The organism is Streptomyces sp. NPDC005266 (assembly GCF_040607655.1).
Classification (GTDB): Bacteria; Actinomycetota; Actinomycetes; order Streptomycetales; family Streptomycetaceae; genus Streptomyces.
In genome coordinates, this window is the sequence record NZ_JBEXHC010000012.1 from 75,470 (window position 1) to 101,598 (window position 26,129).

The 26,129-nt window shown below is 71.8% G+C and carries 19 protein-coding genes and 1 riboswitch; of the genes, 5 read left to right on the forward strand and 14 right to left on the reverse strand.

From position 1 onward, the window contains the following. Window positions 1–2 precede the first annotated feature (2 nt). From ABZU99_RS21805 to ABZU99_RS21815, 3 genes are read right to left on the reverse strand one after another with little or no spacing between them, the layout of a single operon-like run. Window positions 3–929, reverse strand: a complete 927-nt coding sequence (locus ABZU99_RS21805) for an ABC transporter ATP-binding protein (protein WP_355951649.1) — start codon at window positions 927–929, stop codon at window positions 3–5. Then, a complete protein-coding gene (locus ABZU99_RS21810; protein ID WP_356046690.1) occupies window positions 926–1,825 on the reverse strand; it encodes an ABC transporter permease in 900 nt (299 codons plus the stop codon). The genes ABZU99_RS21805 and ABZU99_RS21810 overlap by 4 nt, the downstream gene beginning before the upstream one ends. Further along, window positions 1,815–2,882 carry an ABC transporter ATP-binding protein gene (locus ABZU99_RS21815; protein WP_356046692.1) on the reverse strand — a complete coding sequence of 356 codons (1,068 nt, stop codon included), beginning with the start codon at window positions 2,880–2,882 and terminating at the stop codon, window positions 1,815–1,817. Before ABZU99_RS21815 ends, ABZU99_RS21810 begins: the two co-directional genes overlap by 11 nt. A gap of 193 nt (window positions 2,883–3,075) precedes the next feature. Between ABZU99_RS21815 and ABZU99_RS21820 the strand changes: the two genes are divergently transcribed. Further along, window positions 3,076–4,794: an SDR family oxidoreductase gene (locus ABZU99_RS21820; protein ID WP_356046694.1), complete on the forward strand. Its 1,719-nt coding sequence runs from the start codon at window positions 3,076–3,078 to the stop codon at window positions 4,792–4,794. A gap of 24 nt (window positions 4,795–4,818) precedes the next feature. Here ABZU99_RS21820 and ABZU99_RS21825 read toward each other — a convergent pair whose 3' ends face one another. The 3 genes from ABZU99_RS21825 to ABZU99_RS21835 form a co-directional block, all read right to left on the reverse strand. Further along, the gene (locus tag ABZU99_RS21825; protein ID WP_356046696.1) at window positions 4,819–5,406 is read right to left on the reverse strand and encodes a hypothetical protein; all 588 of its coding nucleotides are present in this window, start codon (window positions 5,404–5,406) and stop codon (window positions 4,819–4,821) included. A gap of 6 nt (window positions 5,407–5,412) precedes the next feature. Further along, window positions 5,413–6,321: a zinc metalloprotease HtpX gene (gene htpX / locus ABZU99_RS21830; RefSeq protein WP_356046698.1), complete on the reverse strand. Its 909-nt coding sequence runs from the start codon at window positions 6,319–6,321 to the stop codon at window positions 5,413–5,415. Window positions 6,322–6,433: 112 nt separating this feature from the next. Next, window positions 6,434–7,342 (reverse strand): LLM class flavin-dependent oxidoreductase, encoded by a 909-nt coding sequence (locus tag ABZU99_RS21835; RefSeq protein ID WP_356046700.1) that lies wholly within the window; start codon window positions 7,340–7,342, stop codon window positions 6,434–6,436. Window positions 7,343–7,442: 100 nt separating this feature from the next. Here ABZU99_RS21835 and ABZU99_RS21840 point away from each other — a divergent pair, with 100 nt between their 5' ends. Beyond that, window positions 7,443–8,324 (forward strand): Cof-type HAD-IIB family hydrolase, encoded by an 882-nt coding sequence (locus ABZU99_RS21840; protein ID WP_355951666.1) that lies wholly within the window; start codon window positions 7,443–7,445, stop codon window positions 8,322–8,324. Between the two features lie 48 nt (window positions 8,325–8,372). Here the strand turns inward: ABZU99_RS21840 and ABZU99_RS21845 are convergent, their stop codons facing one another. The 6 genes from ABZU99_RS21845 to hisC form a co-directional block, all read right to left on the reverse strand. Continuing rightward, entirely contained in the window at window positions 8,373–9,194 is an 822-nt protein-coding gene (locus ABZU99_RS21845) for a hypothetical protein (protein ID WP_355951668.1), read from the reverse strand. Window positions 9,195–9,421: 227 nt separating this feature from the next. After that, entirely contained in the window at window positions 9,422–11,071 is a 1,650-nt protein-coding gene (locus ABZU99_RS21850; protein ID WP_356046703.1) for a GAF domain-containing protein, read from the reverse strand. A 162-nt stretch (window positions 11,072–11,233) separates the two neighbouring features. After that, window positions 11,234–15,391 (reverse strand): thiol reductant ABC exporter subunit CydD, encoded by a 4,158-nt coding sequence (gene cydD, locus ABZU99_RS21855; protein WP_356046705.1) that lies wholly within the window; start codon window positions 15,389–15,391, stop codon window positions 11,234–11,236. Between the two features lie 26 nt (window positions 15,392–15,417). Further along, a complete protein-coding gene (gene cydB, locus ABZU99_RS21860) occupies window positions 15,418–16,419 on the reverse strand; it encodes a cytochrome d ubiquinol oxidase subunit II (RefSeq protein ID WP_356046707.1) in 1,002 nt (333 codons plus the stop codon). A gap of 15 nt (window positions 16,420–16,434) precedes the next feature. After that, entirely contained in the window at window positions 16,435–18,024 is a 1,590-nt protein-coding gene (locus tag ABZU99_RS21865; RefSeq protein ID WP_356046709.1) for a cytochrome ubiquinol oxidase subunit I, read from the reverse strand. Between the two features lie 203 nt (window positions 18,025–18,227). Then, window positions 18,228–19,307 (reverse strand): histidinol-phosphate transaminase, encoded by a 1,080-nt coding sequence (hisC, locus tag ABZU99_RS21870; RefSeq protein ID WP_356046711.1) that lies wholly within the window; start codon window positions 19,305–19,307, stop codon window positions 18,228–18,230. Between the two features lie 404 nt (window positions 19,308–19,711). Between hisC and ABZU99_RS21875 the strand changes: the two genes are divergently transcribed. From ABZU99_RS21875 to ABZU99_RS21885, 3 genes are all read left to right on the forward strand, one after another. Further along, window positions 19,712–20,812, forward strand: a complete 1,101-nt coding sequence (locus ABZU99_RS21875) for a LacI family DNA-binding transcriptional regulator (protein ID WP_355943143.1) — start codon at window positions 19,712–19,714, stop codon at window positions 20,810–20,812. Window positions 20,813–21,029: 217 nt separating this feature from the next. Next, a complete protein-coding gene (locus ABZU99_RS21880; protein WP_356046713.1) occupies window positions 21,030–22,208 on the forward strand; it encodes a metallophosphoesterase in 1,179 nt (392 codons plus the stop codon). A gap of 189 nt (window positions 22,209–22,397) precedes the next feature. Further along, entirely contained in the window at window positions 22,398–23,282 is an 885-nt protein-coding gene (locus ABZU99_RS21885) for a hypothetical protein (protein WP_356046715.1), read from the forward strand. Here ABZU99_RS21885 and ABZU99_RS21890 read toward each other — a convergent pair. Together ABZU99_RS21890 and thiC are read right to left on the reverse strand one after the other, a co-directional pair. Then, window positions 23,279–23,821 (reverse strand): TIGR03086 family metal-binding protein, encoded by a 543-nt coding sequence (locus ABZU99_RS21890; protein ID WP_355943137.1) that lies wholly within the window; start codon window positions 23,819–23,821, stop codon window positions 23,279–23,281. The two genes, ABZU99_RS21885 and ABZU99_RS21890, sit on opposite strands and share 4 nt — an antisense overlap. Before the next feature lie 390 nt (window positions 23,822–24,211). After that, on the reverse strand, window positions 24,212–25,975 hold the full coding sequence (thiC, locus tag ABZU99_RS21895; protein WP_355943136.1) for a phosphomethylpyrimidine synthase ThiC: 1,764 nt from the start codon (window positions 25,973–25,975) through the stop codon (window positions 24,212–24,214). After that, window positions 25,968–26,084, reverse strand: a riboswitch (TPP riboswitch). (Overlaps the previous gene by 8 nt.) Between the last annotated feature and the right edge of the window lie 45 nt (window positions 26,085–26,129).

Here is a 26,129-nt window from a genome sequence, read left to right on the forward strand (position 1 = left end):
TTTCAGGCCGCGACGAGGTAGGAGAAGACGCTCTCCAGGGACTCGTCGGAGGGCGAGACCGTGAGGAGCCGGATGCCCTGGTCACGGGCGACACGCGGAAGCAGTTCGGTGAAGCGGGCGAAGTCGACCGCCTGGATGTGCAGCCCGCCGTCGGCGCCGCCGCTCGCGTCGACCTCGATACCGGTGGTCGACGGATCGGCGATCAGGGCGGCCGCGAGCGCGCGGTCGTCGCTGGACCGTACGAGATAGCGGTGCGGACGGTCCGTCATCAGTCGGCGGATCTTACGGAAGTCGCCGGAGGCGGCGTGCCGGCCCGCGACGATCACCTCGATATGCGCGGCGAGCTGCTCGACCTCCTCCAGGATGTGTGAGGAGAACAGGACGGTACGGCCCTCGGCACCCATGCGCCGCAGCAGCTCCATCAGCTGCATCCGCTGGCGCGGGTCCATGCCGTTGAACGGCTCGTCCAGCAGCAGCACCGAGGGATCGTGGACGAGGGCGGAGGCCATCTTCACGCGCTGGCGCATGCCCTTGCTGTACGTGGAGATCTGCCGCGCCCCCGCGAAGTCCATCTCGACCGTGTCGAGGGCCTTGCGGGCGGCGGCGCGCGGATCGGGCAGCCCGTGCAGCTCGGCGTTGGCGATGACGAACTCACGGCCGGTCAGGAAGTCGTACATCGCCTCCCGCTCGGGAACCAGGCCGATCTGGCGGTACGCCTGCTCATTGCGCCAGATGGTGGCGCCGTCGAGGGTGACGCTCCCGGTGGAGGGGGCGAGGAAGCCGCCCATCATGTTGATGAGGGTCGACTTTCCGGCGCCGTTGGGGCCGAGGAGTCCGGTGACGCCGGGGCCGATGGTCATGGTCACGTCGTTGACGGCCACGACGTTTCCGAACCAGCGCGAGACATTGTCGATGGCGATCGTGGTCACAGCCCGACCTTTCGGTAGCGGCGCATCAGCAGCCCGTACGAGCCGGCGATCAGGCCGAGGAGGACGAGGAGGTAGACGAGCCCGGTACCGGTGTCGGGGCCGTAATTGCCGGGGAAGGCGGAGGTGGCGCCGAGGAACGCCGTCTGCACCCCGTCGATGAGAGTGATCGGCGAGAAGAGGCCGATCCAGCTGACCGCACCGGTGGTGCCCTGCTCGTACGCGATGGCCTGAATGGTGGACACCGCGCCGTAGGAGATGGTCAGTACGGCGATCACGGCGGCGACGCCGAAGCCGCGCCGGGGGGTGGCCGCCGCGATGACCAGGCTGAGGCCGGCGAAGAGGAGCGAGAGCAGAGCCACGGAAACCAGTCCTTGCGCGAAGCCCTTCGTCTGGTCGGCGAAGTCGAGCTTGGCGAGCAGCGCCCCGACGTACAGGATCAGCAGGGGCGTGGCGGTGAGGAAGAAGAGGGCGGAGGCCATGGCCGCGAACTTGGCCACCACATAGTCCACCGTCTCGATGGGGCGGGAGAAGTAGAGCGGGATCGTCTTGAAGCGCAGATCGCGGGAGACGGACTGCGGTGCCTGGGCGGCGGTGTAGAGGCCGATGACGGCCTGGAGCATGATCGCGTAGCGGGTGTACTCGACCGGGAGCTTGGTGGCGTTGGTGGCGACGCCGACCGCGACGATGATCGCGGCGGGCAGGCACATCACGGCGAGCATCAGCATCGGCGCGATCTTGGACTTCGCGGAGCGGCCCAGGCCGTAGGCGCCGCGCAGGCTCTGGGAGAAGAGCGAGCGGCGGGCGTAGGCGCGGCCGAGGCGCGGGCCCTCGTAGTGGCGGTAGCCGATGTTGTGAATGACGTCGGCGCGCTGGTGGGTCACGGTCTCAGGCGGCATCGACGGCACCTCCGTTCCCCTGTCCGCTTCCATGGCCCCTGCTCTGTGCGCCGGACGCCATGTCGCCGTCCGCGGACTCCGCCTCGCCGTCGGTGCGGAAGATCTCCGCGATGCGGTGGCGGCGCTGTTCCATGCGGACCAGGCCGAGGCCGAGATCGGCGATCGCGTCCCGGACCGTGTCGTACGTCTCCTCACCATCGACGTCCACGAGCAGCAGATGCTCGGAGGCGGGAGCCCCGTCGGCGCCACGGCCGGCCGACTGGACGGTGAGCCCGGCCCGGTCGAGCGCGGCGCGCAGCACCCCAGTGCCGTCCGGATGCCCGGCGGTGTCGGTCACCTCGACCGCGAGCGAGGCCGTGACCTGGGTGAAGTCGCTGGTGGAGCTGGAGCGGAGCAGCTTGCCGCCGTCGATGACCACGACGTGGTCACACGTGCGCTCCAGCTCGCCGAGGAGGTGGGAGGTGACCAGGACCGAGATGCCGAAGTCGGTGTGGACCCGGCGGATCAGACCGAGCATCTCATCGCGGCCGACCGGATCGAGGCCGTTGGTCGGCTCGTCCAGCAGGACCAGCTGCGGATCGTGCACCAGGGCCTGGGCGAGCTTGACTCGCTGCTTCATACCGGTCGAATAGCCGCCGATGGGGCGATATCGCTCCTCGTACAGCCCTACATGACGCAGGGTGTCGGCCGTCCGCTCGCGGGCGGCGGACGGCGGCAGGCCGGACATGCGCGCCATATGGACGACGAACTCGGTCGCCGAGACATCGGGCGGCAGGCAGTCGTGCTCGGGCATGTAGCCCACGCGCTCGCGGATGGCGCTGCCGTCCTTGGCCACGTCGAGACCGAGGACGGCGGCGCGGCCCTCGCTGGCGGGGGACAGCCCGAGCAGGATCTTGATCAGGGTCGACTTGCCGGCGCCGTTGGCACCCACCAGGCCGGTGACGCCTGGCGCGATGTCGACGGAGAGCCGGTCCAGCGCGGTGACCCGGGGGAACCGCTTGCTCAGACTTTCGGTGGCGATCACAGTCACGCGTTCGACGGTAGTGGTGCCAGCCACATCCGACGTCAGTCCGGACGACGGGATTTCTCTCGTCCTCGGGTCTGACGCCCCCGTAGGGGAAGGGACCCTTCCGGAGATGTTACCCCGGGTATCCACAGGGGCTGATCCCCTCTTGACGGGAATTTCGAACGCCGAGCATGGTCGAGTGGGCATGGTTCGCCGGGGCTCGTGCCCGGAAGGGGAGGACAGCGTGACGGACGGGATCGCGGAAGCGACCGAGCGCAGCATTCATACGGGCGGAGTGGAGTTGTGCGTCGCCGAGCTCGGCGACCCGGCGCGGCCGACGGCGGTGCTGGTGCACGGCTATCCGGACAGCAAGGAGGTCTGGGCAAAGGTAGCGACGCGCCTCGCCGGGCAGTGGGGGTTCCATGTCGTCCTGTACGACGTGCGCGGCTGCGGCCGGTCGAGCGCTCCGACCCCGCTGCGCGGCGGCTTCACCCTTAAGAAGCTGACCGACGACTTCCTGGCCGTGGCCGACGCGGTCAGCCCCGGCCGGCCGGTGCATCTGGTCGGGCACGACTGGGGGTCGGTCCAGTCGTGGGAGTTCGTCACGACCGGCCGCACCAAGGGGCGGATCGCCTCCTTCACCTCGCTGTCGGGCCCGTCCCTGGACCACTTCGGCCACTGGCTCAGGAAGCGGCTGACCCGGCCCACCCCGCGCCGGGTGGCGCAGGTCCTCGGCCAGTCCGCCCGCTCCTGGTACGTGGGCGCGCTGCATACGCCCAAGGTCCCGGAGGCGCTGTGGCGCGGGCCGCTCGGCCGGTACTGGCCGAGGATCCTGGAGCGCGCCGAGCGGGTGTCGACCGAGGGCTATCCCACCTCCTCCCTGCCCGATGACGCCGCGCACGGGGCCTGGCTCTACCGGGACAACGTGCGGGAGAGGTTCCGCCGACCCCGGGCGGACCCCTATGCCCACGCCCCGGTCCAGCTCATCGTCCCGACCAAGGACCCCTTCCTGTCCCAGCGGCTGTACGACGATCTGGAGACCTGGGTGCCGGAGCTGACCCGCCGTACCCTGGCCGCCCGGCACGGGATGCCGCTCTCCCGGCCCGATCAGCTCACCGCGTGGATCGGTGAGTTCATCACCGCGATCGAGGAGGGCGCCCCGCGCCCCGGGGCGGGCTCGTCCGGTCCATACGCCCAGCGGTTCGGCGGCCGGCTGGTGATGGTGACGGGCGCGGCGGGCGCCATCGGCCGGGCCGTCTGTCTCGCCTTCGCGGCGGCCGGCGCCCGGGTGGTCGCGGTGGACCAGGACGCGGAGGGCGCGGCGCGCACGGCCTCGATGGCCCGGGCCGCCGGGGCGCCCCAGGCGTGGGCCGAGGGCGCGGACGTCTCGGACGAGCAGGCGGTGGAGAAGCTCGCCCTCAAGGTCGCCGAGGAATACGGCGTGGTGGATGTGCTGGTCAACGATGCCGAGGCGGGGCTCACCGGCGGCTTTCTGGACACCTCGGCGGCCGAGTGGAGCAGGGTGCTCGACATCAACCTGTGGGGCGTCATCCACAGTTGCCGGGCCTTCGGTCGGCAGATGGCCGAGCGCGGCCAGGGCGGACACATCGTCAACACCGCGTCGGCCGCGGCCTTTCGCCCCTCCAAGGTGCTGTCCGCCTACGGCGCGTCCAAGGCCGCGGTGCCGGCGCTCAGCGAATCCCTGCGCGCCGAGCTGGCGGGCCGGGACATCGGGGTCTCGGTGATCTGCCCCGGCTTCGCCCGCGCCGGGGGCGACCGGCCCGCGCGGCGGCGCAGGCTGCGCGACTATCCGCCGGAGAAGGTCGCGGACGCGGTGCTGCGGGCCGTGCTGCGCGACGCGGCCGTCGTGCCGGTGACGCCGGAGGCGCGCGCCGCACGTGCCCTGTCCCGGGTGGCACCGGCGTCGCTGCGCGCGCTGGCCCGTCTGCGCCGGGCGCGGTAGCCGGTGCGCGGCGGCGGGGCCCGGTCACAGACCGGGCGCGCCCCACACCGGGAACCACCGGCTCAGATCATCCTCGATCCGCAGATCGTCCCCCAGCAGCCCCCGCACCTGGAGCTCCAGGCCGTTGTCCCGCTTCTCTCCGCCGCCCGGCAGCGGTGCGAAGGGATAGAAGGTGCCCTGTTTGTAGAGGTACACCAGGGCGAGGGAGCGGCCGGTCGACGCGTTGTGGAAGCCGAGCAGCGAGCAGAGCAGCTGAGGGCCGAAGCCCCCGTCCTGGAGGAGCGTGTTGACCGCGTGCAGGTCGTTGACCAGGCCCGCCACATCGTCCGGCGCCTGGCGGGCCAGCAGCCAGGTGTAGCCGTATCCGTCCCGGCTGAACTCCACGGGCACACCGCCCCGGTCGGTGTCCGCGTCCAGCAGATCCCGCACGTCCCGCTGGATCCCGGCGAAGGCGCCGCCCTCCACGCTGGCGAAGCACACCGACCCCTGCCCCGTGGGGGTGAACCCCGTCTCCGCCTCCAGCGTGACGGCGGCACCCGGCAGCCCGAACAGACGGTCGAGATCGGGCCGCACCGGCTTGCTGCGGCCGAGAATGGCGTCCCACAGTCCCATGCGCCCTCAGCCCCTTCCCGCCTGGCCCAGCTGGGCGGAGACGCGGGCCAGCTGCTGGAGCCGCTGCTCCAGCGTCGGATGCGAGGAGAACAGCCGGGTGATGCTCTCCCCGGACAGCGCCGGGGCGAAGAAGAAGGCATTGAACGGCTCGACCTTGCGCAGATCGCGCGTGGGGATGCGGGCCATCTGCCCGGTCACCTTGGTCAGCGCGGCGGCGAGCGCCGAGGGCCGCCCGGTCAGCAGCGCACCGGCACGGTCGGCGGACAGCTCACGGTAGCGGGACAGCAGCCGGGTCAGCAGAAAGCTGATCGCATAGATCACGGCGCTGACCAGCGGGATGAGCAGCAGAGCGATGCCCGCGTTGTTGTTCCGGCTGCCGCGGCTGAGCCCGCCCCACAGGGCGGCGCGGGTCATGATGCCCGCCAGGACGCCCAGGAAGGAGGCGATGGTCATGACCGCCACATCGCGGTGCGCCACATGCGACAGCTCATGCGCCAGCACCCCCTCCAGCTCGTCCGGCTCCAGCCGACGCAGCAGCCCCGTCGTCGCGCACACCAGCGAGTTCTTCTGACTGCGGCCGGTGGCGAACGCATTGGGCACATCGGTGTCGGCGACGGCCACCCGGGGCTTGGGCATGTCCGCGAGCGCGCACAGCCGGTCCACCGCCCCGTGCAGCTCGGGCGCCTGCTCCCGGGTGACCTCCCGGGCGCCCATGCTGTAGGCGGCGATCCGGTCACTGAACCAGAACTGGGCCACGAACAGCCCGCCCGCGATGATCAGGATCAGCGGCCATGCCCCGCGCAACAGTGCGATCAGCACACCGACGAGGATCACGTACAGCAGACCGATGAGGAACATCGTCATGACCATGCGGGTGGTCAGTCCCCGGTCAGGGGGATAACGGGTATGCGACATGGATGCCTCCACAGTCACCGCGGCAGCGACAGCCTCACTACCCGATTCTCCCCCTTATCCCCGCCTTCGCGGCATAAGGGAAAGCCGTCCGGCTCCTCCTTACGCGCTTCCCTCACCCGCCGAGCTGCGCCAGGCCCTCCGTGGCGATCTTCTCGAAGACGACGGGGTCCGCCGCGAAGACCGAGTCGGCGATCGGCCAGTGCAGCACGATCTCGTCGAAGCCCAGTGCCGCATGCCGGCCCGCGAAGTCCACAAAGGCGTCCACGGAGCTCAGCGGCCGCTCGCCGTCCGGGGTGAAGCCGGTGAGAAGGATCTTGTCGAGCTCGCTCACCTCCCGCCCGGCCTCCGCGCATGCCTTGCCCAGCCGCTGGATCTGCCCGCCGATGGCCGCCAGCGAATCCTCCGGGGTCCCCGTCTCGAAGAGCTTCGGGTCCCCCGTGGTCAGCCACGCCTGGCCGTGGCGCGCCGCGAGCCGCAGCCCGCGCGGGCCGGTGGCGGCCACCGCGAACGGCAGCCGGGGCCGCTGCACACAGCCGGGGATGTTGCGCACCTCCCGCGCGCTGTAGTGGGTGCCCTCGTACGTCACCACGTCCTGCGTCAGCAGCCGGTCGAGCAGCTCGACGAACTCGCCGAACCGGTCCGCCCGCTCCCGGGGCGTCCAGGGCTCCTCGCCGCCGCGCAGCAGCGACGTCGCGTCGAAGCCGGAGCCGCCCGCTCCGATGCCGAGCGTGATCCGCCCGTCGGACACATCGTCCAGCGATATCAGCTCCTTGGCGAGGGTCACCGGATGCCGGAAGTTCGGGGAGGTGACGAGGGTGCCCAGGCGCAGCCGCGAGGTCGCCGCGGCGGCCGCCGTCAGCGTCGGGACGGCCCCGAACCAGGGGCCGTCGCGGAAGCTGCGCCAGGAGAGATGGTCATAGGTGTAGGCGGCGTGGAAACCCAGTTCCTCGGCGCGCTGCCATTGCTCCCTGCCGCCCTCGGACCAGCGGCGGACGGGCAGGATCACGGTGCTCAGTCGCATACCGCCGAGCCTAAGCGGTGGCCACGACAACCCGATACGGCCGGCCCCCGGCCCGCACGTGAGCGCTCTTCCCGCACGGCTGAGCGGCACATACGGGAAGATGGTTGCCGTGACTCCAGCTACCGAGCAGCCCGAGACCCCGGCCACCGACCCCTCGGCCACCGCCTCGCCCCCGCCCCGGCTGATCGCAACCGACCTCGACGGCACCCTGCTGCGGGACGACAAGACGGTCTCGGACCGCACCGTCGCGGCGCTCGCCGCGGCCGAGCAGGCGGGCATCGAGGTCTTCTTCGTCACCGGCCGCCCGGCCCGCTGGATGGATGTCGTCAGCGCCCATGTGCACGGCCACGGCCTGGCGATCTGCGCGAACGGCGCCGCCGTGGTCGATCTGCACCAGGGCGGACTGCTCACCGAGATCCGCCCGCTGGCCGCCGCCGGCGCGCTCGCCGTCGTGGGGGCCCTGCGCGAGGTGGCCCCGGGCACGTCCTTCGCGGTCGAGCGGACCGGCGGCATCTTCTACGAGCCCCAGTACCCGCCCTTCCATCTCGACCCGGGCGCGGTCTACGGTTCCGCCGAGAAGCTGCTCGACGACGGCTTCCCGCACGCGGACACGCCGATCCTCAAGCTGCTCGCCCACCACCCCGAACTGGCGCCCGACGCGTTTCTCCAGCTGGCCCGCGAGGCCGCGGGCGGCCACGGGGACTTCACCCGCTCCAGCCCGACCGCCCTGCTGGAGATCAGCGGGCCGGGGGTCAGCAAGGCCAGCACCCTGGCCCAGTGCTGCGCCGAGCGCGGGATCACCGCCGAGGAGGTCGTCGCGTTCGGCGACATGCCCAACGACCTGGAGATGCTGAGCTGGGCGGGGACCTCGTACGCGATGGCCAACGCCCACCCGGAGGTGCTGGCCGCGACCACGCACCGCACCGGCGCCAACACCGAGGACGGCGTCGCCGCCGTCATCGAGCGGATCCTGGCCGGATAGCCGCGAGCGCCCCCGGCCGTTCGGCCGGGGGCGCTCGCCTGAGCGGGTTTACCAGAAGAAGACGAGGTAGCCGTTGCCACCGGCGGTACCGGGGCTGCCCGGGCCGCCCGGGGTGGTGCCACCGGCGCCACCGAGGCCGCCGTCGCCGCCCTCGCTGCTGTTCAGCGGGGGCAGTTCGACGATGCCGTCGACCGCGTCGCCGCCCTCGCCGCCGTCGGCGCCGGACGCCCCGTTCTCACCGCTGCGGTTCACCACGTAGAGGCTGTTGCAGGAGCCGGTGCCGCCGATGCCGCCGGCGCCCGGGGTGCCCGGGGTGGCCGTACCGCCGCCGCCGGCCCCACCGCCGGTGCCGCCCGTGGCGGTGAGCTGGACGCCGCTGGTGGAAGTCAGAGTCGTCGCGGTCCCGGCCGTACCGGCGGTACCGGTCGTTCCGGCAGGGCCGCCGGGACCGCCGGTACCGGCGGTGCCCAGGTCAACCGTGTAGGTCTGGCCGGGCGTGACCGGGATGACGCACCAGGTGAAGCCGCCGGATCCACCGCCGCCGCCGGTGCCACCGGCGCCTGTCAGCGGAGTGGTGGCGCCACCGCCACCGCCGCCGCCACCGCCGCCCGCGCCCCAGGCCTGGATGTGAACCGAGGTGACGCCGGCCGGAGGCGTGAAGGTCCCGTCCGCGGTGAACTCCCGCACCCCGTGGATGATGGACGGCGGCCTCGGCGGCTTGGGGCGGCCGAGGCTCGCGGGGCTGTCATCCGCCTGTGCGGCGGGAGACATGGTCAGCAGCTGGCTGGAGAGAGCCGCCGCTGCCACCACGGAGGCGAGGAGGACCCGGCTCTTCCGGGACCGTCGAGAGGTAGGGATCTGGCTGTTCACGTCATGTCTTCCTTCCCCGCGATCGGGCCACCTGCTGTCGCGGAGTGCGATGGGATACGAACGACCGAACGGCCCGCGAGGCTCATCCCACCGTCGGTCAAGGGGGCCCGCATGCTGACGGGGCGTTGCTTGGACCGCGCAGGTGAGGCGTTGGGCCGGCCGGGCGACGAAGGCGGGCGTCCACAGCGGTACCTCCCGGCATGCTGCCCCGCCACCGCGGACGGCCGTTACAGCGGTGCCTCCCACACCACCGCCGTGCCGCCCCCGCCCTCCCCGAGCCCCGGCTCGACGGCGCTCGATCCGCCCAGCACCTCCGCCCGCCGCACCAGGTTCGTCAGACCGCTGCGCCGCCCGCCCGCCGGGATGCCCACCCCGTCGTCCGCGACCGTCAGCCGCACCCCCTCCTGCCCGTCCGGGAGTCGCACGGTCGAGTCCACGACCACCTCGATGCGTCCCGCCCGTGCGTGCCGGAAGGCGTTGGACAGCGCCTCGCGCAGCGCCGCGATGAGATTCGCGCCGGTCACCTCGCCGACGCGCGAGTCCACCGGCCCGACAAAGGTCAGCGACGGCCGGAAGCCCAGCGGCACGGCGGCCGACCCGACCTCCCGCAGCACCCGGGTGCGCAGCCCGGCCGGCGCCTCCGCCGGCCCCTCCCGCAGTGCGAAAATGGCCGTCCGCACCTCCTGGATGGTCGCGCCCAGCTCCTCGACGGCCCGCTCGATCCCCTCCCTTACCTCCGGCGCGTCCGACTGGCGCTGTGCGTTCTCCAGCACCATCCCGGTCGCGAAGAGCCGCTGGATGACGAGGTCGTGCAGATCCCGGGCGATCCGGTCGCGCTCCTCGAAGACCGCGAGCCGCTCGCGGTCGCGCTGCGCCTCGGCGAGCACCAGCGCCACCGCCGCCTGCGCCGCGAACCGGGTGGCCAGGGTGCGCTCGGTGGCCGTGAACGGGCGGGCGCCGTGCCCGCGCGCGGTGGCCAGTACGCCGAGCACCCGTTCCCCGCTGTTCAGCGGCAGCAGCATGGTCGGCCCGAAGGGTCCGAGCACGCCGGTGGCCAGCCGCGGATCGGAGGCCGGGTCGTCGATGAAGACCGGCTTCCCGGCCAGCAGCCGCGCCACGGCGGGGGAGTCTGCCGGGACGGCCGTGCCGAGCAGCTCGGACGGGTCCTCGGCGTCCGCCGCCACGATCGTCAGCCGTTCTCCGTCCTCCGGCAGCAGCACGATGGCCGCCTCCGCCCCGGCGAGCCGGCGGGCCTTCTCGGCGACGACGGCCGGTGCGTCCTCGGCGTGGCCGGACAGCAGCGCGTGGGTCACCGCGACCGACCCCTCGATCCAGCGCTCGCGCTCCCGGGTGGCCTCATGGGAGCGGGTGTTGCCGATGGCGATGCCGGCCTCCGTGGCCAGCACCGTGACCATGTGCAGATCGGAGACGGTGAACTCGCCGCCGTCCCGCTTCTGGGCCAGACAGAGATTGCCGAAGATCTCCTCCCCGACCCGGATCGGCACCGCCAGGAACGAGCGCGGCTGTGGAGGATCCGACGGATGTCCGGACGGACGCTCCCCGCTGGGCAGAGCGGCGAGCAGCGCACCGCTGCGCTCTCGGTCCGCCGCGCTCCCGCCGTACGTCACGACCTCGGCCAAGCCCTGGCCCGCGGCGTCGTTCACGCCGATCGCGGCACAGCGAGCCCCCGCGAGCTCGGCGGCGGTCTCGGCGATCCGGTCGAGGACCGTGCGCAGCTCGGCACCGGTGCCGATGGAGCGCATGGCCTCCAGCAGCCGCGGCATCCGCGCGGTGAGCTCGGTGGACAGCACCCGCAGGCCGCGGGTCTCCTCCGCGGCGGCATCCAGAGGGTCCTGCGAGGGGGCAGCGGCCGCCATGTCCCCGAGCGTAATGAATCATCCCGATGAACGTCGTACGACGGATTCGCCCGGCCTGGGCCTAAGCGGTTACGGCGAAGTCAAGTGCTGATCCTTCTCGGCGTCCAAGCCCTCGGCCAGGCCGAACGGCGAGGGATCAGCGGCGAACTTCACCGCATCCGCTCAGCCTTCGCTCCCCACGGGCTGCGCGGCGGGCGCGGCGCGGCCCGGCACTGCCCCCTCCGCGGCCTCCCGCTCCAGCATCCGCCGGAACGGCCCGTCGGCCTCGGCCAGTTCCCGGTAGGTCCCGCGCTGTACGGCGCGGCCCCCGTCGAGCACGATCACCTCGTCGACAGCGTCCAGCCCGGCCAGCCGGTGCGTGATCAGTACGGTCGTACGGCCCCGGGTCGCGATGAGCAGATCGGCCGTCAGCGCGTCGGCCGTCGGCAGGTCCAGATGCTCCGCGGGCTCGTCCAGCACCAGCACCGGAAAGTCCGCCAGCAGCGCGCGGGCCAGCGCCAGCCGCTGCCGCTGACCGCCGGAGAGCCGCGCGCCCTGCTCGCCGACGAGCGTGTCGAGGCCGTCCGGCAGCCCGTCCACCCACTCCAGCAACCGGGCCGTGGCCAGCGCCGCGCGCAGCTCGTCGTCGTCCGCGTCGGTACGCGCCAGCCGCAGGTTCTCGCGCAGCGAGCTGTCGAAGACATGCGCGTCCTGCGCGCAGAGCCCCACCAGCCGGCGCACCGCGTCCCCGTCCAGGGCGGCGGCGTCGCGGCCCGCCAGGGTGTACGTACCGCCCTCGGCGTCCAGAAAGCGGAGCAGCACCTGCGCGAGCGTGGTCTTGCCCGCCCCGGATGGACCGACGACGGCGACCCGGCGGCCGGGACGCAGCTCCAGCCCGAACCCGTCCAGAGCGGGGCTGCGCTGCCCCGGGTGGCGAGCCGTGACCCCCCGCAGCACGAGCGGGAACGGCGACTCGGGAGCCGCCAGGCGGTGCGCCGCCTCCGGCTCACGCACCGGCAGCGGCTCGTCCACCACCTCGTACACCCGCTCCGCGGCCCGCCGCACCCGCTGCCGGTGCTGCACCGCGAGCGGCAGCCCCGCGACCGCCTCGAAGGCGGCCAGCGGCGTCAGTACCACGACGGCCAGCCACACCCCGGGCATCCGGCCGTCCGCCACCGCCTGCACGCCCGCCCACGCGGCGGCGGCAACCGTCAGACCGCAGACCAGCGCGGACAACCCGGCACCCGCACCGGCGGCCGCCGCCGCCCGGCGGGCGATGCGGGTGAGCGCCCCGTCGGCGCGGCGCACCGCGTCCAGCCGGGGCGGCAGCGCGCCCGCGACCGTCAACTCGGCGGTGCCGGTCAGCAGATCGACCACCTGGGCCGACAGCGCACCGCGCGCCGGGGCCAGCCGGCGCTCCGCGCGCCGTGCGAGCGCCCCGGAGACGACCGGCACCCCGACCCCCGCCGCCAGCAGCCCCGCCGCCAGCAGGGCCCCCGCCTCCGGCAGCACCCACCCGAGGAACCCGGCCGAGGCCGCGCCCACCGTCAGTGCGGTGCCGACGGGCAGCAGCCAGCGCAGGAAGTAGTCCTGCACGGCGTCCACATCGGCGACCAGCCGGGAGAGCAGATCCCCGCGACGCGTCTCCTTGAGCCCCGCCGGGGCCAGCCGCTCCAGCCTCCGGTAGACGGCGACCCGCAGATCGGCCAGGACCCGCAGTACGGCGTCGTGCGAGACGAGACGCTCGGCGTAGCGGAAAACCGCCCGGCCGATCCCGAACGCCCGGGTCGCGGTCACGGCCACCATCAGGTAGAGGACGGGCGGCTGCTGGGCGGCGCGCGAGATCAGCCATCCGGAGACGGCCATGAGCCCGACAGCGCTGAGGAGCGCGAAACTCCCGAGCAGCAGCGCGAGCCCGAACCGCCCCCGCCACCCCCGAGCGGTAGCCCGCACCCGCGCCAGGGCGCCGCGCCCTGGGCGCGCGAGCGCGCCGGACGCCACGGTGCAGGCCGCGCCGACCGGCCGGCCCGCGCACCCGCCGGGGCCGGACGCCGCGTCCCGCCGACCCGCGCCCGGGTCGGTTTCGGCCGCCCGGGGCTCGCGCGGCACGGCGGCCACGCCCCTACCGGTGCTTGGCCGGGGAGAGTCAGCCGGCCCGAGGAGGCGCGCCACGCGGCCGACACCCGGAAGCGCGCCGCCCTTCGCCCCTTCATCCGCCCCAGCCGACGGGCCACGGCGTGGAACGTCCGCTGCCGACCGGTCACCGCACACCCCCGCCCCCTGCGGCACAGCGGCCACGGACCCATGCCCCGCCGCGGGGCCGTTGTCGGTACGGCATGGCGCCGGGTGCGAGCCGTCCGGTGACTGCGCCAAGCCCCGGCCAGACGGGGCCGCAGGCCCGGCAACGGCTACCGCCGCCGCGCTGTCCCCGTCCACCTGGGGCGGTCCCGCGCCCTCACGAGCAGCCGGATCCGGTGCGGACGCGCGCGCGTCGGCGCACGTGTCGGCGGCCGTCGACACGGCGGATACGGCGGCCGTGTCACCACCGGCGGTGGGCCCGGGAAAGGCGGCTGACCCTGCCGGGTGCACCGCGCGGTCCCCCGGCCCCTCCCGGACCTCGGCCGACGGGGCGGCAACCCCGCATGCGACGCCCGCCGCGGCGGGCACGCCGCCGACGGCGCCGGGCCGGGAGGGAACGCGCCCGGGCCCCGAAAGCCGCAGCACGCGGCCGGCCAACGGCAGCAGCGCAGGGCGGTGGACGACCAGCAGGACCGTGCGGCCCGCCGCCAGCCGCCGTACCGCCTCGACGACCTCCGCCTCCGTCTCGCCGTCCAGGTTTGCCGTCGGCTCGTCCAGCAGCAGCACCGGACGGTCGGCCAGGAAGGCGCGTGCCAGGGCGATCCGCTGCCGCTGGCCGGCGGACAGGCCCGCGCCCATCTCGCCGAGCCGGGTCCGGTCCCCCTCCGGCAGACCGGAGACGAAGCCGAGCGCGCCCGCGTCGCGCAGGGCGGCCCGTACCGCAGCGTCATCGGCGTCCGGCCGCGCGAGCCGGACGTTCTCCGCGATGGTCCCGGCGAAGAGATACGGGCGCTGGGGCACCCAGGCGATCTGACGGCGCCAGCTCTCGGGGTCGAGCGACGCCAGGTCCCGGCCCCCGATGAGCACCCGGCCCTCGGAGGGCCCCGCGAAGCCCAGCACGGCGTTCAGCAGCGTCGTCTTTCCCGCGCCGCTGGGACCGGTGATCGCCACCGTCTCCCCCGGGCGGACCTCGAACGAGGTCGCCGCGAGCGACGGTTCGGCGCGCCCGGGGTGGCGGACGAGCAGTCCGTCGACCGCCAACGCGGCGCCCCGCGCGTCGGGGGCGTCTTCGGCGCCCGCACCCGACGGCTCGCGTTCCAGCACGGCGAACACCTCGTCCGCCGCGGCCAGCCCCTCCGCCGCCGCGTGGTACTGCCCGCCCACCTGCCGCAACGGCAGATACGCCTCGGGGGCGAGCACCAGCACCACAAGGCCGGTGTAGAGATCCAGCTCCCCGCGCACCAGCCGCATCCCGATGCCGACCGCGACCAGCGCGACCGAGACGGTGGAGAGCAGTTCCAGGGCGAAGGAGGACAGAAAGGCGATCCGCAGGGTCTTCAGGGTGGCTCGCCGGTAGCCGGCGGTGATCGCGCGGATCGATTCCGCCTGGGCCTTGGCGCGTCCGAAGACCTTGAGCGTGGGCAGTCCGGCGACGACGTCGAGGAAGTGTCCGGACAGCCGGGACAGCAACCGCCACTGGCGGTCCATGCGGGACTGGGTGGCCCAGCCGATGAGGACCATGAAGAGGGGAATGAGCGGCAGGGTGGTGACGATGATCAGCGCCGAGAGCCAGTCGGCGGTGACGATCCGGGCGAGCACCGCCGCCGGCACCACCACGGCCAGCCCGAGCTGCGGCAGATAGCGGGCGAAGTAGTCGTCGAGCGCGTCGATGCCGCGAGTGGCGAGGGTGGTGAGCTCACCGGTCCGCTGGGAGTCCAGCCAGCTCGGCCCCAGTCGCACCGCCCGCCCCAGCAGCCGCAGCCGCAGCTCCGACTTGACCGCCGCGCTCGCCCGGTGCGCGGCCAGCTCGGTGAGCCAGGAGACGACCGCCCGGCCGGCGGCGATGAGCGCCAGCAGCGCCAGGGGGAGCGTCAGCGCGCCCACCCCGTCGCCCCGCTGGAAGGCGCCCACCACCACCTCGGCGATCACCATGGCCTGCGCGATGACAAGCCCCGCCCCGGCCAGGCCCAGCGCCACGGACGCGACCAGGAAGAAACGGGTCGCTCGGGCGTGCCGCAGCAGCCGGGGGTCGATTGGTTTCACGTGAAACACACCATCCAGCGAAGGGCTCAGTGCGCCGCGGGGATGTGCTGGGTGCCGATCCGCTTGCGGAAGACCCAGTACGTCCACGCCTGGTAACCCATGATCAGCGGGGTCATGATGACCGCGACCCAGGTCATGATCTTGAGCGTGTAGGGGCTGGAGGAGGCATTCGCCGCCGTCAGACTCCACCGCGGGTCGAGCGAGGAGGGCATGACGTCGGGAAAGAGCGCGAGGAAGAGCATCGCGACCGTCGCCGCGATGGCCACTCCGGACAGCGCGAAGGCCCAGCCCTCCCGTCGCCGCTGGTTCATGACGAGTGCCACGGCCAGCGCCACCACCGCGACGGCCATCGCCACGAGGCTGCGTGCGTTGCCGCGGTCCCACTGGGTCCAGCCCAGGAACGGCAGGGCGACCACGGCAGTGGCCAAACCGAGCCAGGCCGCATAGCGCCGCGCCCGCATCCGGATGTCCCCGGCCGTCTTGAGCGCGGCGAAGACGGCGCCGTGGAAGGTGAACAGCACCAGCGTGACCACCCCGCCGAGCAGGGCGTAGGGAGTGATCAGATCGCTCAGGCCGCCCGCGTAGTTCTTGTCGGCGCCGATCGGCACCCCGCGCACCAGGTTGGCGAAGATCGCTCCCCAGAGGAACGCGGGCAGCAGCGAGCACCAGAAGATCGCGTGCTCCCAGTTGCGCTGCCAGCGCTCCTCGGTGCGCTTGTGCCGGTACTCGAAGGCGACACCACGCAGGATGAGGCAGACCAGGATGGCCAGCAGCGGCAGATAGAAGCCGCTGAAGAGCGTCGCGTACCAGTCGGGGAAGGCGGCGAAGGTCGCGCCGCCCGCCGTGATCAGCCAGACCTCGTTGCCGTCCCAGACCGGGCCGATGGTGTTGATGAGGACCCGGCGCTCGGTGCGGTCACGGGCGAGCAGCTTGGTGAGCACGCCGATACCGAAGTCGAAGCCTTCGAGGAAGAAGTAGCCGGTCCACAGGAAGGCGATCAGCAGAAACCAGAAGTCGTAAAGGTGCATGAGTCTCTCCGGCCGTCAGTACGCGAAGGTCAGCGGCTTGTCGGCGTCGGCGTCCTCGGCCGAGGCCCCGCCGCCCGGGCCGCCCGAGGGCAGCCGCAGCTTGGGATCCTTGGCGGGCGGCTTCTCGTCGGTGTCCGGCCCGGCCTTGGCGTACGTGGTCAGCAGCCGCACCTCGATGACCGCGAGCACCCCGTACAGCAGGGTGAAGACGCCGAGCGAGATCAGCACCTCGGTCTGGCTGACCCCGGGGGAGACCGCGTCGGCGGTCTTCATCAGCCCGTAGACCACCCAGGGCTGGCGACCCATCTCGGTGAAGATCCAGCCGAAGGAGTTGGCGATCAGCGGGAACCCCATGGTGAGGATCCCGATCCGCCAGGACCACGTGGTGAGCAGGGGGCTCATCTCGCGCTGCGCGGTGACCATCAGCCGCGGGACCTCGTGCTCGCCGGTGCGGAAGGCGGGCGCGAGCCATCGCCGGCGCCGCGTCGTCCACAGCCCGATGAGTCCGGCGACGAACGAGGTCATACCGAAGCCGATCATCAGCCGGAAGCCCCAGAAGGTCATGAAGATGCTGGGGATGTAGTCCTCGGGCTGACCGCCGTAGGCGGCCGCCTCCTGCTGGGCGACGTCGTTGATCCCGGGGACGGCGTCGCTGAAGTTGCTGTGCGCGAGGAAGGACAGCGCCGTGGGGATCTCCAGCTCGACGCTGTTGTGGCCCTTGCTGACGTCTCCGACGGCGAAGACGGAGAAGGGCGCGGGCGCCTGGGTGTCCCACAGCGCCTCCGCCGCTGCCATCTTCATCGGCTGCTGTTCGAACATCACCTTGCCGAGCTGGTCACCGCTGATCGCGGTCCCCAGCCCCGCGATCACGGCGACGACCAGGCCCACCCGCAGCGAGGCCCGCATCGCGCCGATCTGCTTCTTCCGCCGCTCGCCCAGTTCCCCGCCGCGATCCGCCCGGCGCTTGGCCCGCCACAGATGGAAGGAGGAGATGCCGACGATGAAGGCGGCGCCGGTGAGGAAGGCCGCAGTGAGCGTGTGGAAGACCACGACCAGGGTGGTGTTCTGGGTGAGCACCGCCCATATGTCGGTGAGCTGGGCCTTTCCGGTGGCCTTGTCGATCGTGTAGCCGGTCGGATGCTGCATCCAGGAGTTGGCGGCCAGGATGAAGTACGACGACAGGATGGTGCCGAGCGACACGATCCAGATGCAGGCACAGTGGATCTTCTTGGGCAGCTTGTCCCAGCCGAAGATCCACAGACCGATGAAGGTGGACTCGAAGAAGAAGGCGAGCAGCGCCTCCATCGCGAGCGGGGCGCCGAAGACATCACCGACGAAGCGGGAGTAGTCCGACCAGTTCATTCCGAACTGGAACTCCTGCACGATGCCGGTGACGACTCCCATCGCGATATTGATCAGGAAGAGCTTGCCCCAGAACTTGGTGGCGTGGAAGTACTTCTCCTTGCCCGTGCGGACCCAGGCGGTTTCCAGACCGGCGGTGATGGCGGCAAGAGAGATCGTGAGCGGAACGAAGAGGAAGTGGTAGACGGTCGTGATTCCGAACTGCCACCGCGCCAGCGTTTCCGGCGCCAGAGCCAGATTCACGTGAACTCTCCTTACGGTCTTGCCTGCGCCCCGGAGGCGAGCTTGTGAACGTATTCACATTCACAAGCAATGATACGCACATGCCTTCGCCCCCTGCCCACGGGGGGTAGGGGGCGAAGGGGTACGTCTGGTTACCCTTCGCGCCTTGACAAGCGCCCCCGCAGGGCCCCCGACGGCGCCCGGGGGCTCCGGCCGCAGCGCGCTCACAGCTCCTTGCGGAACTCCTCGGCGACCTCCAGGAAGATGTCGTTCGCCTCCCGCTCGCCGACCGTGACGCGCACTCCCTCACCCGGGAACGGACGCACCACCACGCCCGCCGTCTCGCACTCGGCGGCGAAGTCGGCCGTACGCTCCCCGAGCCGCAGCCACACGAAGTTCGCCTGCGAGTCCGGGACCGTCCAGCCCTGCCCGGTCAGCGCCGCCCACACCCGCGACCGCTCGGCCACCAGCGCGTCCACCCGCTCACGCAGCGCATCCTCACTGCGTAGCGAGGCGACCGCCGCGTCCTGGGCGAGCCGGCTGACGCCGAAGGGCACCGCGGTCTTGCGCAGCGCCGCCGCGACCGGCTCATGGGCGATCGCGAAGCCGACCCGCAGCCCGGCCAGGCCGTACGCCTTGGAGAAGGTGCGCAGCACACAGACGTTCGGCCGGTCCCGGTAGAGGTCGATCCCATTGGGGACCGCCTCGTCCCGGATGAACTCGATGTACGCCTCGTCCAGCACCACCAGCACATCGGCCGGCACCCGGTCCAGGAACCGCTCCAGCTCCGCCCGGCGCACCACGGTGCTCGTCGGGTTGTTGGGATTACAGACGAAAATCAGCCGGGTGCGATCCGTGATCGCGTCCGCCATCGCGTCCAGGTCGTGCGTCTCGGTAGCGGTCAGCGGAATCTGGACCGGCGTCGCCCCGGCGATCTGAGTGATGATCGGATATGCCTCGAAGGACCTCCAGGCGTAGATCACCTCGTCGCCCGGTCCGGCCGTGGACTGGACCAGCTGCTGGGCGACGCCGACCGAGCCGGTTCCGGTGGCCAGATGCTCCAGCGGCACATCGAAGCGGCGGGCGAGCTCGGCGATCAGCGCGGTGCAGGCGAGGTCGGGGTAGCGGTTGAAGGAGGCGGCGGCGTTCGCGACGGTCTCCAGCACCCCGGCCAGCGGCGGATAGGGGTTCTCGTTGGAGGACAGCTTGAAGGCCGTGGGGCCGCCCGCGGCGGCGGGCTTGCCGGGCTTGTACGTCGGAACGCCGTCCAGCGCGGCACGCAGCTTGGGGCTCTTCTCGGTCACCGACAGTCCTCCTCGACCCTTCCCGTCCTACCGTGCGCAGTGGTCGCACACGGCAATACTGCACACCTTATGAGGATTCCCCGGCCTGGCGTACCCGCCGGGACGGCCCGCTTACCCGCCGCCCGAGCCCGCGTACCCCCCGGGGGGAGCGCCCCGCGTTTTGGCGCGCGCCGGTGGCGAGCGCCGTGGCGCGCATCACCCGTGCAGGTGAGTTGAGACCTCTTCGAGACCTCGACCAATCAGCAGGCGTGGATATGACAGAGGCGAGAAGAGGCCCCTTTGGGCCCGCCAACTGTCTTCGCTTCCAAGGGAATTGGCGAGAGCGTTCATGCAGAAACGTGCCTTCCGAATACCGATGGCGGAATCGCGCAGACCGCCCGCCCGAGCCCTACTATCGGCTGGCCATGACAGCAGCAGGGAAGCACCAGGTGAGCCGGTCGGCCGGCCGCCGGTTAGGGCGGGCGGGCATCCGGGACGTGGCCGCCGCCGCCGGGGTCTCCATCACGACCGTCTCCGACGCGCTCAACGGCAAGGGACGGCTCCCGGATGCCACCCGCCGCCATGTCCGCGAGGTCGCCGAGCGGCTGGGCTACCGCCCATCCGCAGCGGCCCGTACCCTCCGTACCGGCAAGTCCGGCCTCATCGGCCTGACCGTGACCACGTACGGGGATGAACCTTTCACCTTCACCGAGTTCGCCTATTTCGCCGAAATGGCGCGCGCCGCGACCTCCGCCGCGCTCGCCCGCGGCTACGCCCTCGTCATCCTCCCCGCCACCTCCCGTCACGACGTGTGGTCAAACGTCGCCCTGGACGGCACCGTCGTCATCGACCCGTCCGATCACGATCCGGTCGTGGCAGAGCTGCTCCGCCAGGGCATCCCGGTGGTCAGCGACGGCCGCCCGGCCGGCACCCTCCCCGTCACCGCCTGGGTCGACAACGATCACGAGGCGGCCGTGCTCGGCCTGCTCGACCATCTCGCCGAGGCCGGCGCCCGCCGCATCGGGCTGCTCACCGGGACCTCCACCGACACCTACACCCGGCTGTCCACCACCGCGTATCTGCGCTGGTGCGAGATGGTGGGCCAGGATCCGGTCTACGAGGCGTACCCGGCGCACGACCCCTGCGCCGGGGCCGTCGCCGCCGACCGGTTGCTCGCCCGCCCCGACCGCCCCGACGCGGTCTACGGGCTCTTCGACCCCAACGGCACGGATCTGCTCGCCGCCGCGCGCCGCTACAGGCTGCGGGTCCCCGAGGACCTGCTGCTGGTGTGCTGCAGCGAGTCGACGGTCTACCGCACCACCGAGCCGCCCATCACCACCCTCTCGCTCAAACCCCGCAGGATCGGCACCGCGGTCGTACAGTTGCTCATCGACGCCATCGAGGGGCTTGACCCCGACCACCCGGTCGAGCAGGTCATACCCACCGAATTGATGGTGCGGACGTCGTCCCAGCGCCGTCCGCCGCGGACGACGGTCAGCGCCCCGCGCAGCCGCACCGGAGGCTGACCCTGAGAGTGAGTCAAGGATGACCGGAGGAGGACCTGAAGCCGATGGGCTTCCCCTTCCGGGCCAATCCGGGATAAAAGACCGTCCAAGCAGGACCACGCACGGATTGACGGCACCCTGGTGCGTCACAAGCCCTCACGGTCATTCCTATGATGGGCGGACGACACCGTGGACCGCCGTCGACCAGGCAAGGTCCACAAGGTGGCACGGCGGCGCGATGGTGGAGGGGTCGATGACTCAGGGGGCCGGTCTGGAAGCCACGGCAGGGACCATGGCGGCGATCCCGCCCGTGCCCACGTACGGGGCGTCCACCCCGGCCGGCACCCCCGCGCCCTCGTCCCTGCCGCCGACGCCCGAGCCACCCGCGCCCGCCGGGCCCGGGCCCGAGCCCGTCCCGACCGTGCCCGAGCCCCTGCCCCCCGGCTACACCCCGACCGAACGACTCCCCGTCATGGGCCCGGGCCACACCGTCCCGGACACCCCGCTCGTCCCCCCACAGGACCGCGCGACCGTCGCGCTCACCCCGGTTCCCGAGCCCGAGCCCGAGCACGGGCCGCTCGCCGAGGGCGAGGGCCCCGGCCCGCTGTACGTGGTGGGCGACGTCCACGGCTACTACGAGGAGCTGCGCGAGGCGCTCGCGGCCCAGGGGCTCATCGACGCCAAGGGCAATTGGTCCGCGGGCAACGCCCGGCTCTGGTTCCTCGGCGACTTCACCGACCGCGGCCCGGACGGCATCGGCGTCATCGACCTCGTCATGCAGCTCTCCGCCGAGGCCGCCGCCGCGGGCGGCTACTGCAAGGCGCTGATGGGCAACCACGAACTGCTGCTGATCGGCGCCAAGCGGTTCGGCGACACACCGGTCAACTCCGGCGCCGGCACCGCCTCCTTCCAGGCCGCCTGGCTGCTCAACGGCGGCCAGCGCACCGACATGGAGCGGCTGGAGGACCATCATCTGCAGTGGATGTCACGGCTGGACGCGATGGCCGAGGAGGACGGGCATCTGCTCGTGCACTCCGACACCACCGCCTATCTGGAGTACGGCGACTCGATCGAGGCCGTCAACGACACCGTGACCGAAACCCTGCAGCGCGCCGACGCCGACGAGTGCTGGGATCTGTTCCGCAAATTGACCAAGCGCTTCGCCTTCCGCGACGAGGACTCCGGGCCGCTGGCGGTCCGCGAATTGCTCGACGCCTACGGCGGAGAGCGCATCGTCCACGGCCACAGCCCCATCCCGTATCTGCTGGGCGAAGTCGGCTCCGAGGACGGCGAGGACGGTGGGGCCCCAGCGGTCGAGGGCCCGCACGTCTACGCGGACAATCTCGCGGTGGCCATGGACGGCGGCGTCACCATGGCCGGAAAGCTGCTGGTCGTCCAACTTCCCTTGGGTGTCTGAGGATTCAGCAGGCGCTGTCAGGGGCAGGTAGACAGTTTCACCGGGGCGGGAGCAATTCGCGAAACTCGCTGTCACCCCGTGCCGGATCCGCTCTACCATCGGCTTATCCGTCGCAGGCTCTCCTCCGTTTCCGCCCGACTGCCCGGTGAAGCCGGCATCAAGGCCCTACGGAGCATCGGGGGATGCACCATGAAAAGCGCTCCGCACCTGCTGACCGAGGACCGCCCGGAGTTCGAGCGAGTTCTCGACGACGCGCTGCGTAACGCCGACCGTCGCCCGGGCCTCAACGGCATAGGGCAGCGGCTCAGCGCCGAGCAGCTGCGCACCATGGCGCTCAGCGCCTCGGCCGCCATATCGGCATGCGCGGCCGCCGAATACCAGGACTACGTGAACGCCCGCGCCAAGCTGCGTGAGCCCTCCCCACTGCAGCCCCTCGTCGGTGACAGCGACGGGGGCGGCGGCGAGCACACGGACGGCCCGATGGGGCTCGCCGACGCGATGCAGAACGCCGCCGGGGCCGGGCTCGTGGCCATGCTCGCGGTGCTTGCCCCGGTGCTCGCCGGGACCGCCGCCATCATCTTCCTCCTCGTCGGCTACGTCCTGAACGCCCTGGACCCCGCCCCGTCCATCGCCCAGCCGATGATCACCGCGGGCTGGTTCTTCGCCGCACTCACCGCCATGGGCATCCTGATCGCCGCCATCGGCCTCCTCCTCACCGCGCTGCGCAACGGCTCCAGCGCGATCCGGGGCGGGGCCCACAGCGAACAGCTCGAGGAAACGGACCGCGCCAGAGAGATCTGGCGCCAGACCCTGCTGGAACGGGGGGTGCTGCCCTTCCTGCGCGAGGCCCTGGCCAACCCGGCGGCCCCCGCAACCCCGGCCCCGGCCTCCGCCCCGGCCGCCTCCCCGACGTACGTCCCGGGACGGTCCGAGACCATGGGGCGCACCCCGCACCTGGGCTACACCCGCCCCGGCTTCAGCACCGACGGCGAGGGCCCCAGGGCCCGCCCCCGATACAGCAGCCCGGACTTCACCAGCCCCGACTACGGCGGCCCGGAACACCAGCCCGATTAGACCCCGTGGGACGCCTCCCGCCCGGTGAGCGCCAGCACCCGGGCGAAGGCGTCCGCCCCGGGCCCCGGGTCGGGGACAGCCTTGAACTGCCCCGTCGCGCTGATCCCCGGCCCCAGCGGCTCCAGCCATTCCAGCATCACCTCGGCCAGCGCCTGGTCCGGCGTGAACTCCGCGCCGAGGGCCTGCGACAGATCCCATACGTGCACATACGCATCGCTCCAGCGAACCCGCACGGCCGCGTCCCCGCTCAGCTCCCCGAACACCTTGTTCCGCACCGTCCGCTCCAACACCCCCGGCCCTCCCGCAGCCTCCTGCGCCCGCGCCGCCCACGCGTCGAACGTGTCGCCCGGCCCGGGCGTGACCTCGTCGCCCGTCAGCGCGGACACCAGATGGGCATGCCCCGCGATCACATGCCCCACCAGATCCCGGACGTTCCACTCACTGCACGGAGTGGCCAGCTCCCAACCGTCGTCCCCCATGCCACGGAGGAGTTCGGAGAAGTGCCCGTTGGCTATGCGCAGTGCCTGACAGTTGTCCATGGGCTGCTCCAGAGATCGATCACTGTCCCACCCCTCCGATGAGGCGGAGGGTGAGCTGGATGACTTGCCAGCGGAATGATCCATTCCCCATCCATCGAGCGAACTTCCGCCTTTCCGGGGGATTTTACCCATCAACATGTTTACCGTCCGTGGCGGAGGTGATGCGCACATGCGCGAACACAACACGCCGCCGGCCGAGCCGCCCGGCGCGATGCCATGGAGGTCAACGACTTCGTCTACGCGGCCACGGGAGCCCGCGTCGAGCAGCCGTCCGACAGGGCGGTCGCCGAGGCGGTCGTCAGCCGGCCGGCCGCCGCGTGACGGAGGGACATCGCTTGACCGGCCCCGGCAAAGGCCGGGGCCGGTCAGCGCGGGACAAGGCGGCGAGGGCTAGTCCGCGATGGGCAGATACACCCGGTTGCCCGCCGCCGCGAACTCCTTCGACTTCTCGGCCATTCCGGCCTCGGCTTCCGCCGCGTCCATCGCGCCGCCGTGCTGGCGGCGGATGTCCTGCGAGATCTTCATCGAGCAGAACTTCGGCCCGCACATGGAGCAGAAGTGCGCCGTCTTGGCCGGCTCCGCCGGGAGCGTCTCGTCGTGGTACGAGCGGGCCGTGTCCGGGTCGAGGGCCAGGTTGAACTGGTCCTCCCAGCGGAATTCGAAGCGCGCGTCGGAGAGGGCGTCGTCCCAGGCCTGGGCGTCGGGGTGGCCCTTGGCCAGGTCGGCCGCGTGGGCGGCGATCTTGTAGGTGATCACGCCGGTCTTGACGTCGTCGCGGTCGGGCAGGCCGAGGTGTTCCTTGGGGGTGACGTAGCAGAGCATCGCCGTGCCCCACCAGGCGATCATCGCCGCGCCGATGCCCGAGGTGATGTGGTCGTAGGCGGGGGCGATATCGGTGGTGAGGGGCCCGAGGGTGTAGAAGGGGGCCTCCTCGCAGATCTCCTGCTGAAGGTCGACATTCTCCTTGATCTTGTGCATCGGGACATGCCCCGGGCCTTCGATCATCGTCTGGACGCCGTGCTCCTTGGCGACGCGGTTGAGCTCGCCGAGCGTGCGCAGCTCCGCGAACTGCGCCTCGTCGTTGGCATCGGCGATCGATCCGGGGCGCAGCCCGTCACCCAGCGAGTAGGTGACGTCGTACGCCGCGAGGATCTCGCACAGCTCCTCGAAGTGCGTATAGAGGAAGGATTCCTTGTGGTGGGCCAGGCACCAGGCGGCCATGATCGAGCCGCCGCGCGAGACGATGCCGGTCTTGCGGCGGGCGGTCAGCGGGACGTACGGGAGCCGGACGCCCGCGTGGACCGTCATGTAGTCGACGCCCTGCTCGGCCTGTTCGATGACGGTGTCCTTGTAGATCTCCCAGGTCAGCTCCTCGGCCTTGCCGTCGACCTTCTCCAGCGCCTGGTAGAGCGGCACGGTGCCGATGGGGACCGGGGAGTTGCGCAGCACCCACTCGCGGGTGGTGTGGATGTTGCGGCCGGTGGAGAGGTCCATGACCGTGTCGGCGCCCCAGCGGGTGGCCCAGGTCATCTTCTCGACCTCTTCCTCGATGGAGGAGGTGACGGCGGAGTTGCCGATGTTGGCGTTCACCTTCACCAGGAATCGCTTGCCGATGATCATCGGCTCGATCTCCGGGTGGTTGACGTTGGCCGGGAGAACGGCCCGGCCCGCCGCGATCTCCTCGCGGACGACCTCGGGGGAGACGTTCTCGCGGAGCGCCACGTACTCCATCTCGGCCGTGATCTCGCCCCTTCGGGCGTACGCGAGTTGGGTGACGGCGGCGCCGTCGCGGCCCCGGCGCGGCTGGCGCGGGCGGCCGGGGAAGACCGCGTCGAGGTTGCGCAGCCCGCCGCGCGGCGCGGTGTGCTTGACGCCGTCGTCCTCGGGGCGGACCGGGCGGCCCGCGTATTCCTCGGTGTCGCCGCGGGCGGTGATCCAGTTCTGCCGCAGCGGCGCGAGGCCACGGCGGACGTCCGTCTCGATGTTGGGGTCGGTGTACGGGCCGGAGGTGTCGTACAGCGTCACATCCCGGCCGTTGGTGAGGTGCACCCGGCGAACCGGAACCTGGATGTCCGGGCGCGAACCCGTGACATATCCCTTATGCCAGCCGAATTCGGCGGCGTTTTCGCGCATGTGTGCATCCTGCTGAGTCATGAGACCCACTCCCTACGCCGGCATTACCCGGTAACAGGTTCAGCGGTCGGCGCAGCTGTCGCGTCAGCGCCCTCTCAGCCCGGTGCTCCGAGCTCCCGCGATTGCAAAGGCGCCCCCACGCTAACGGTTTTCCGGCGTCCCTGAACAGGGGGCC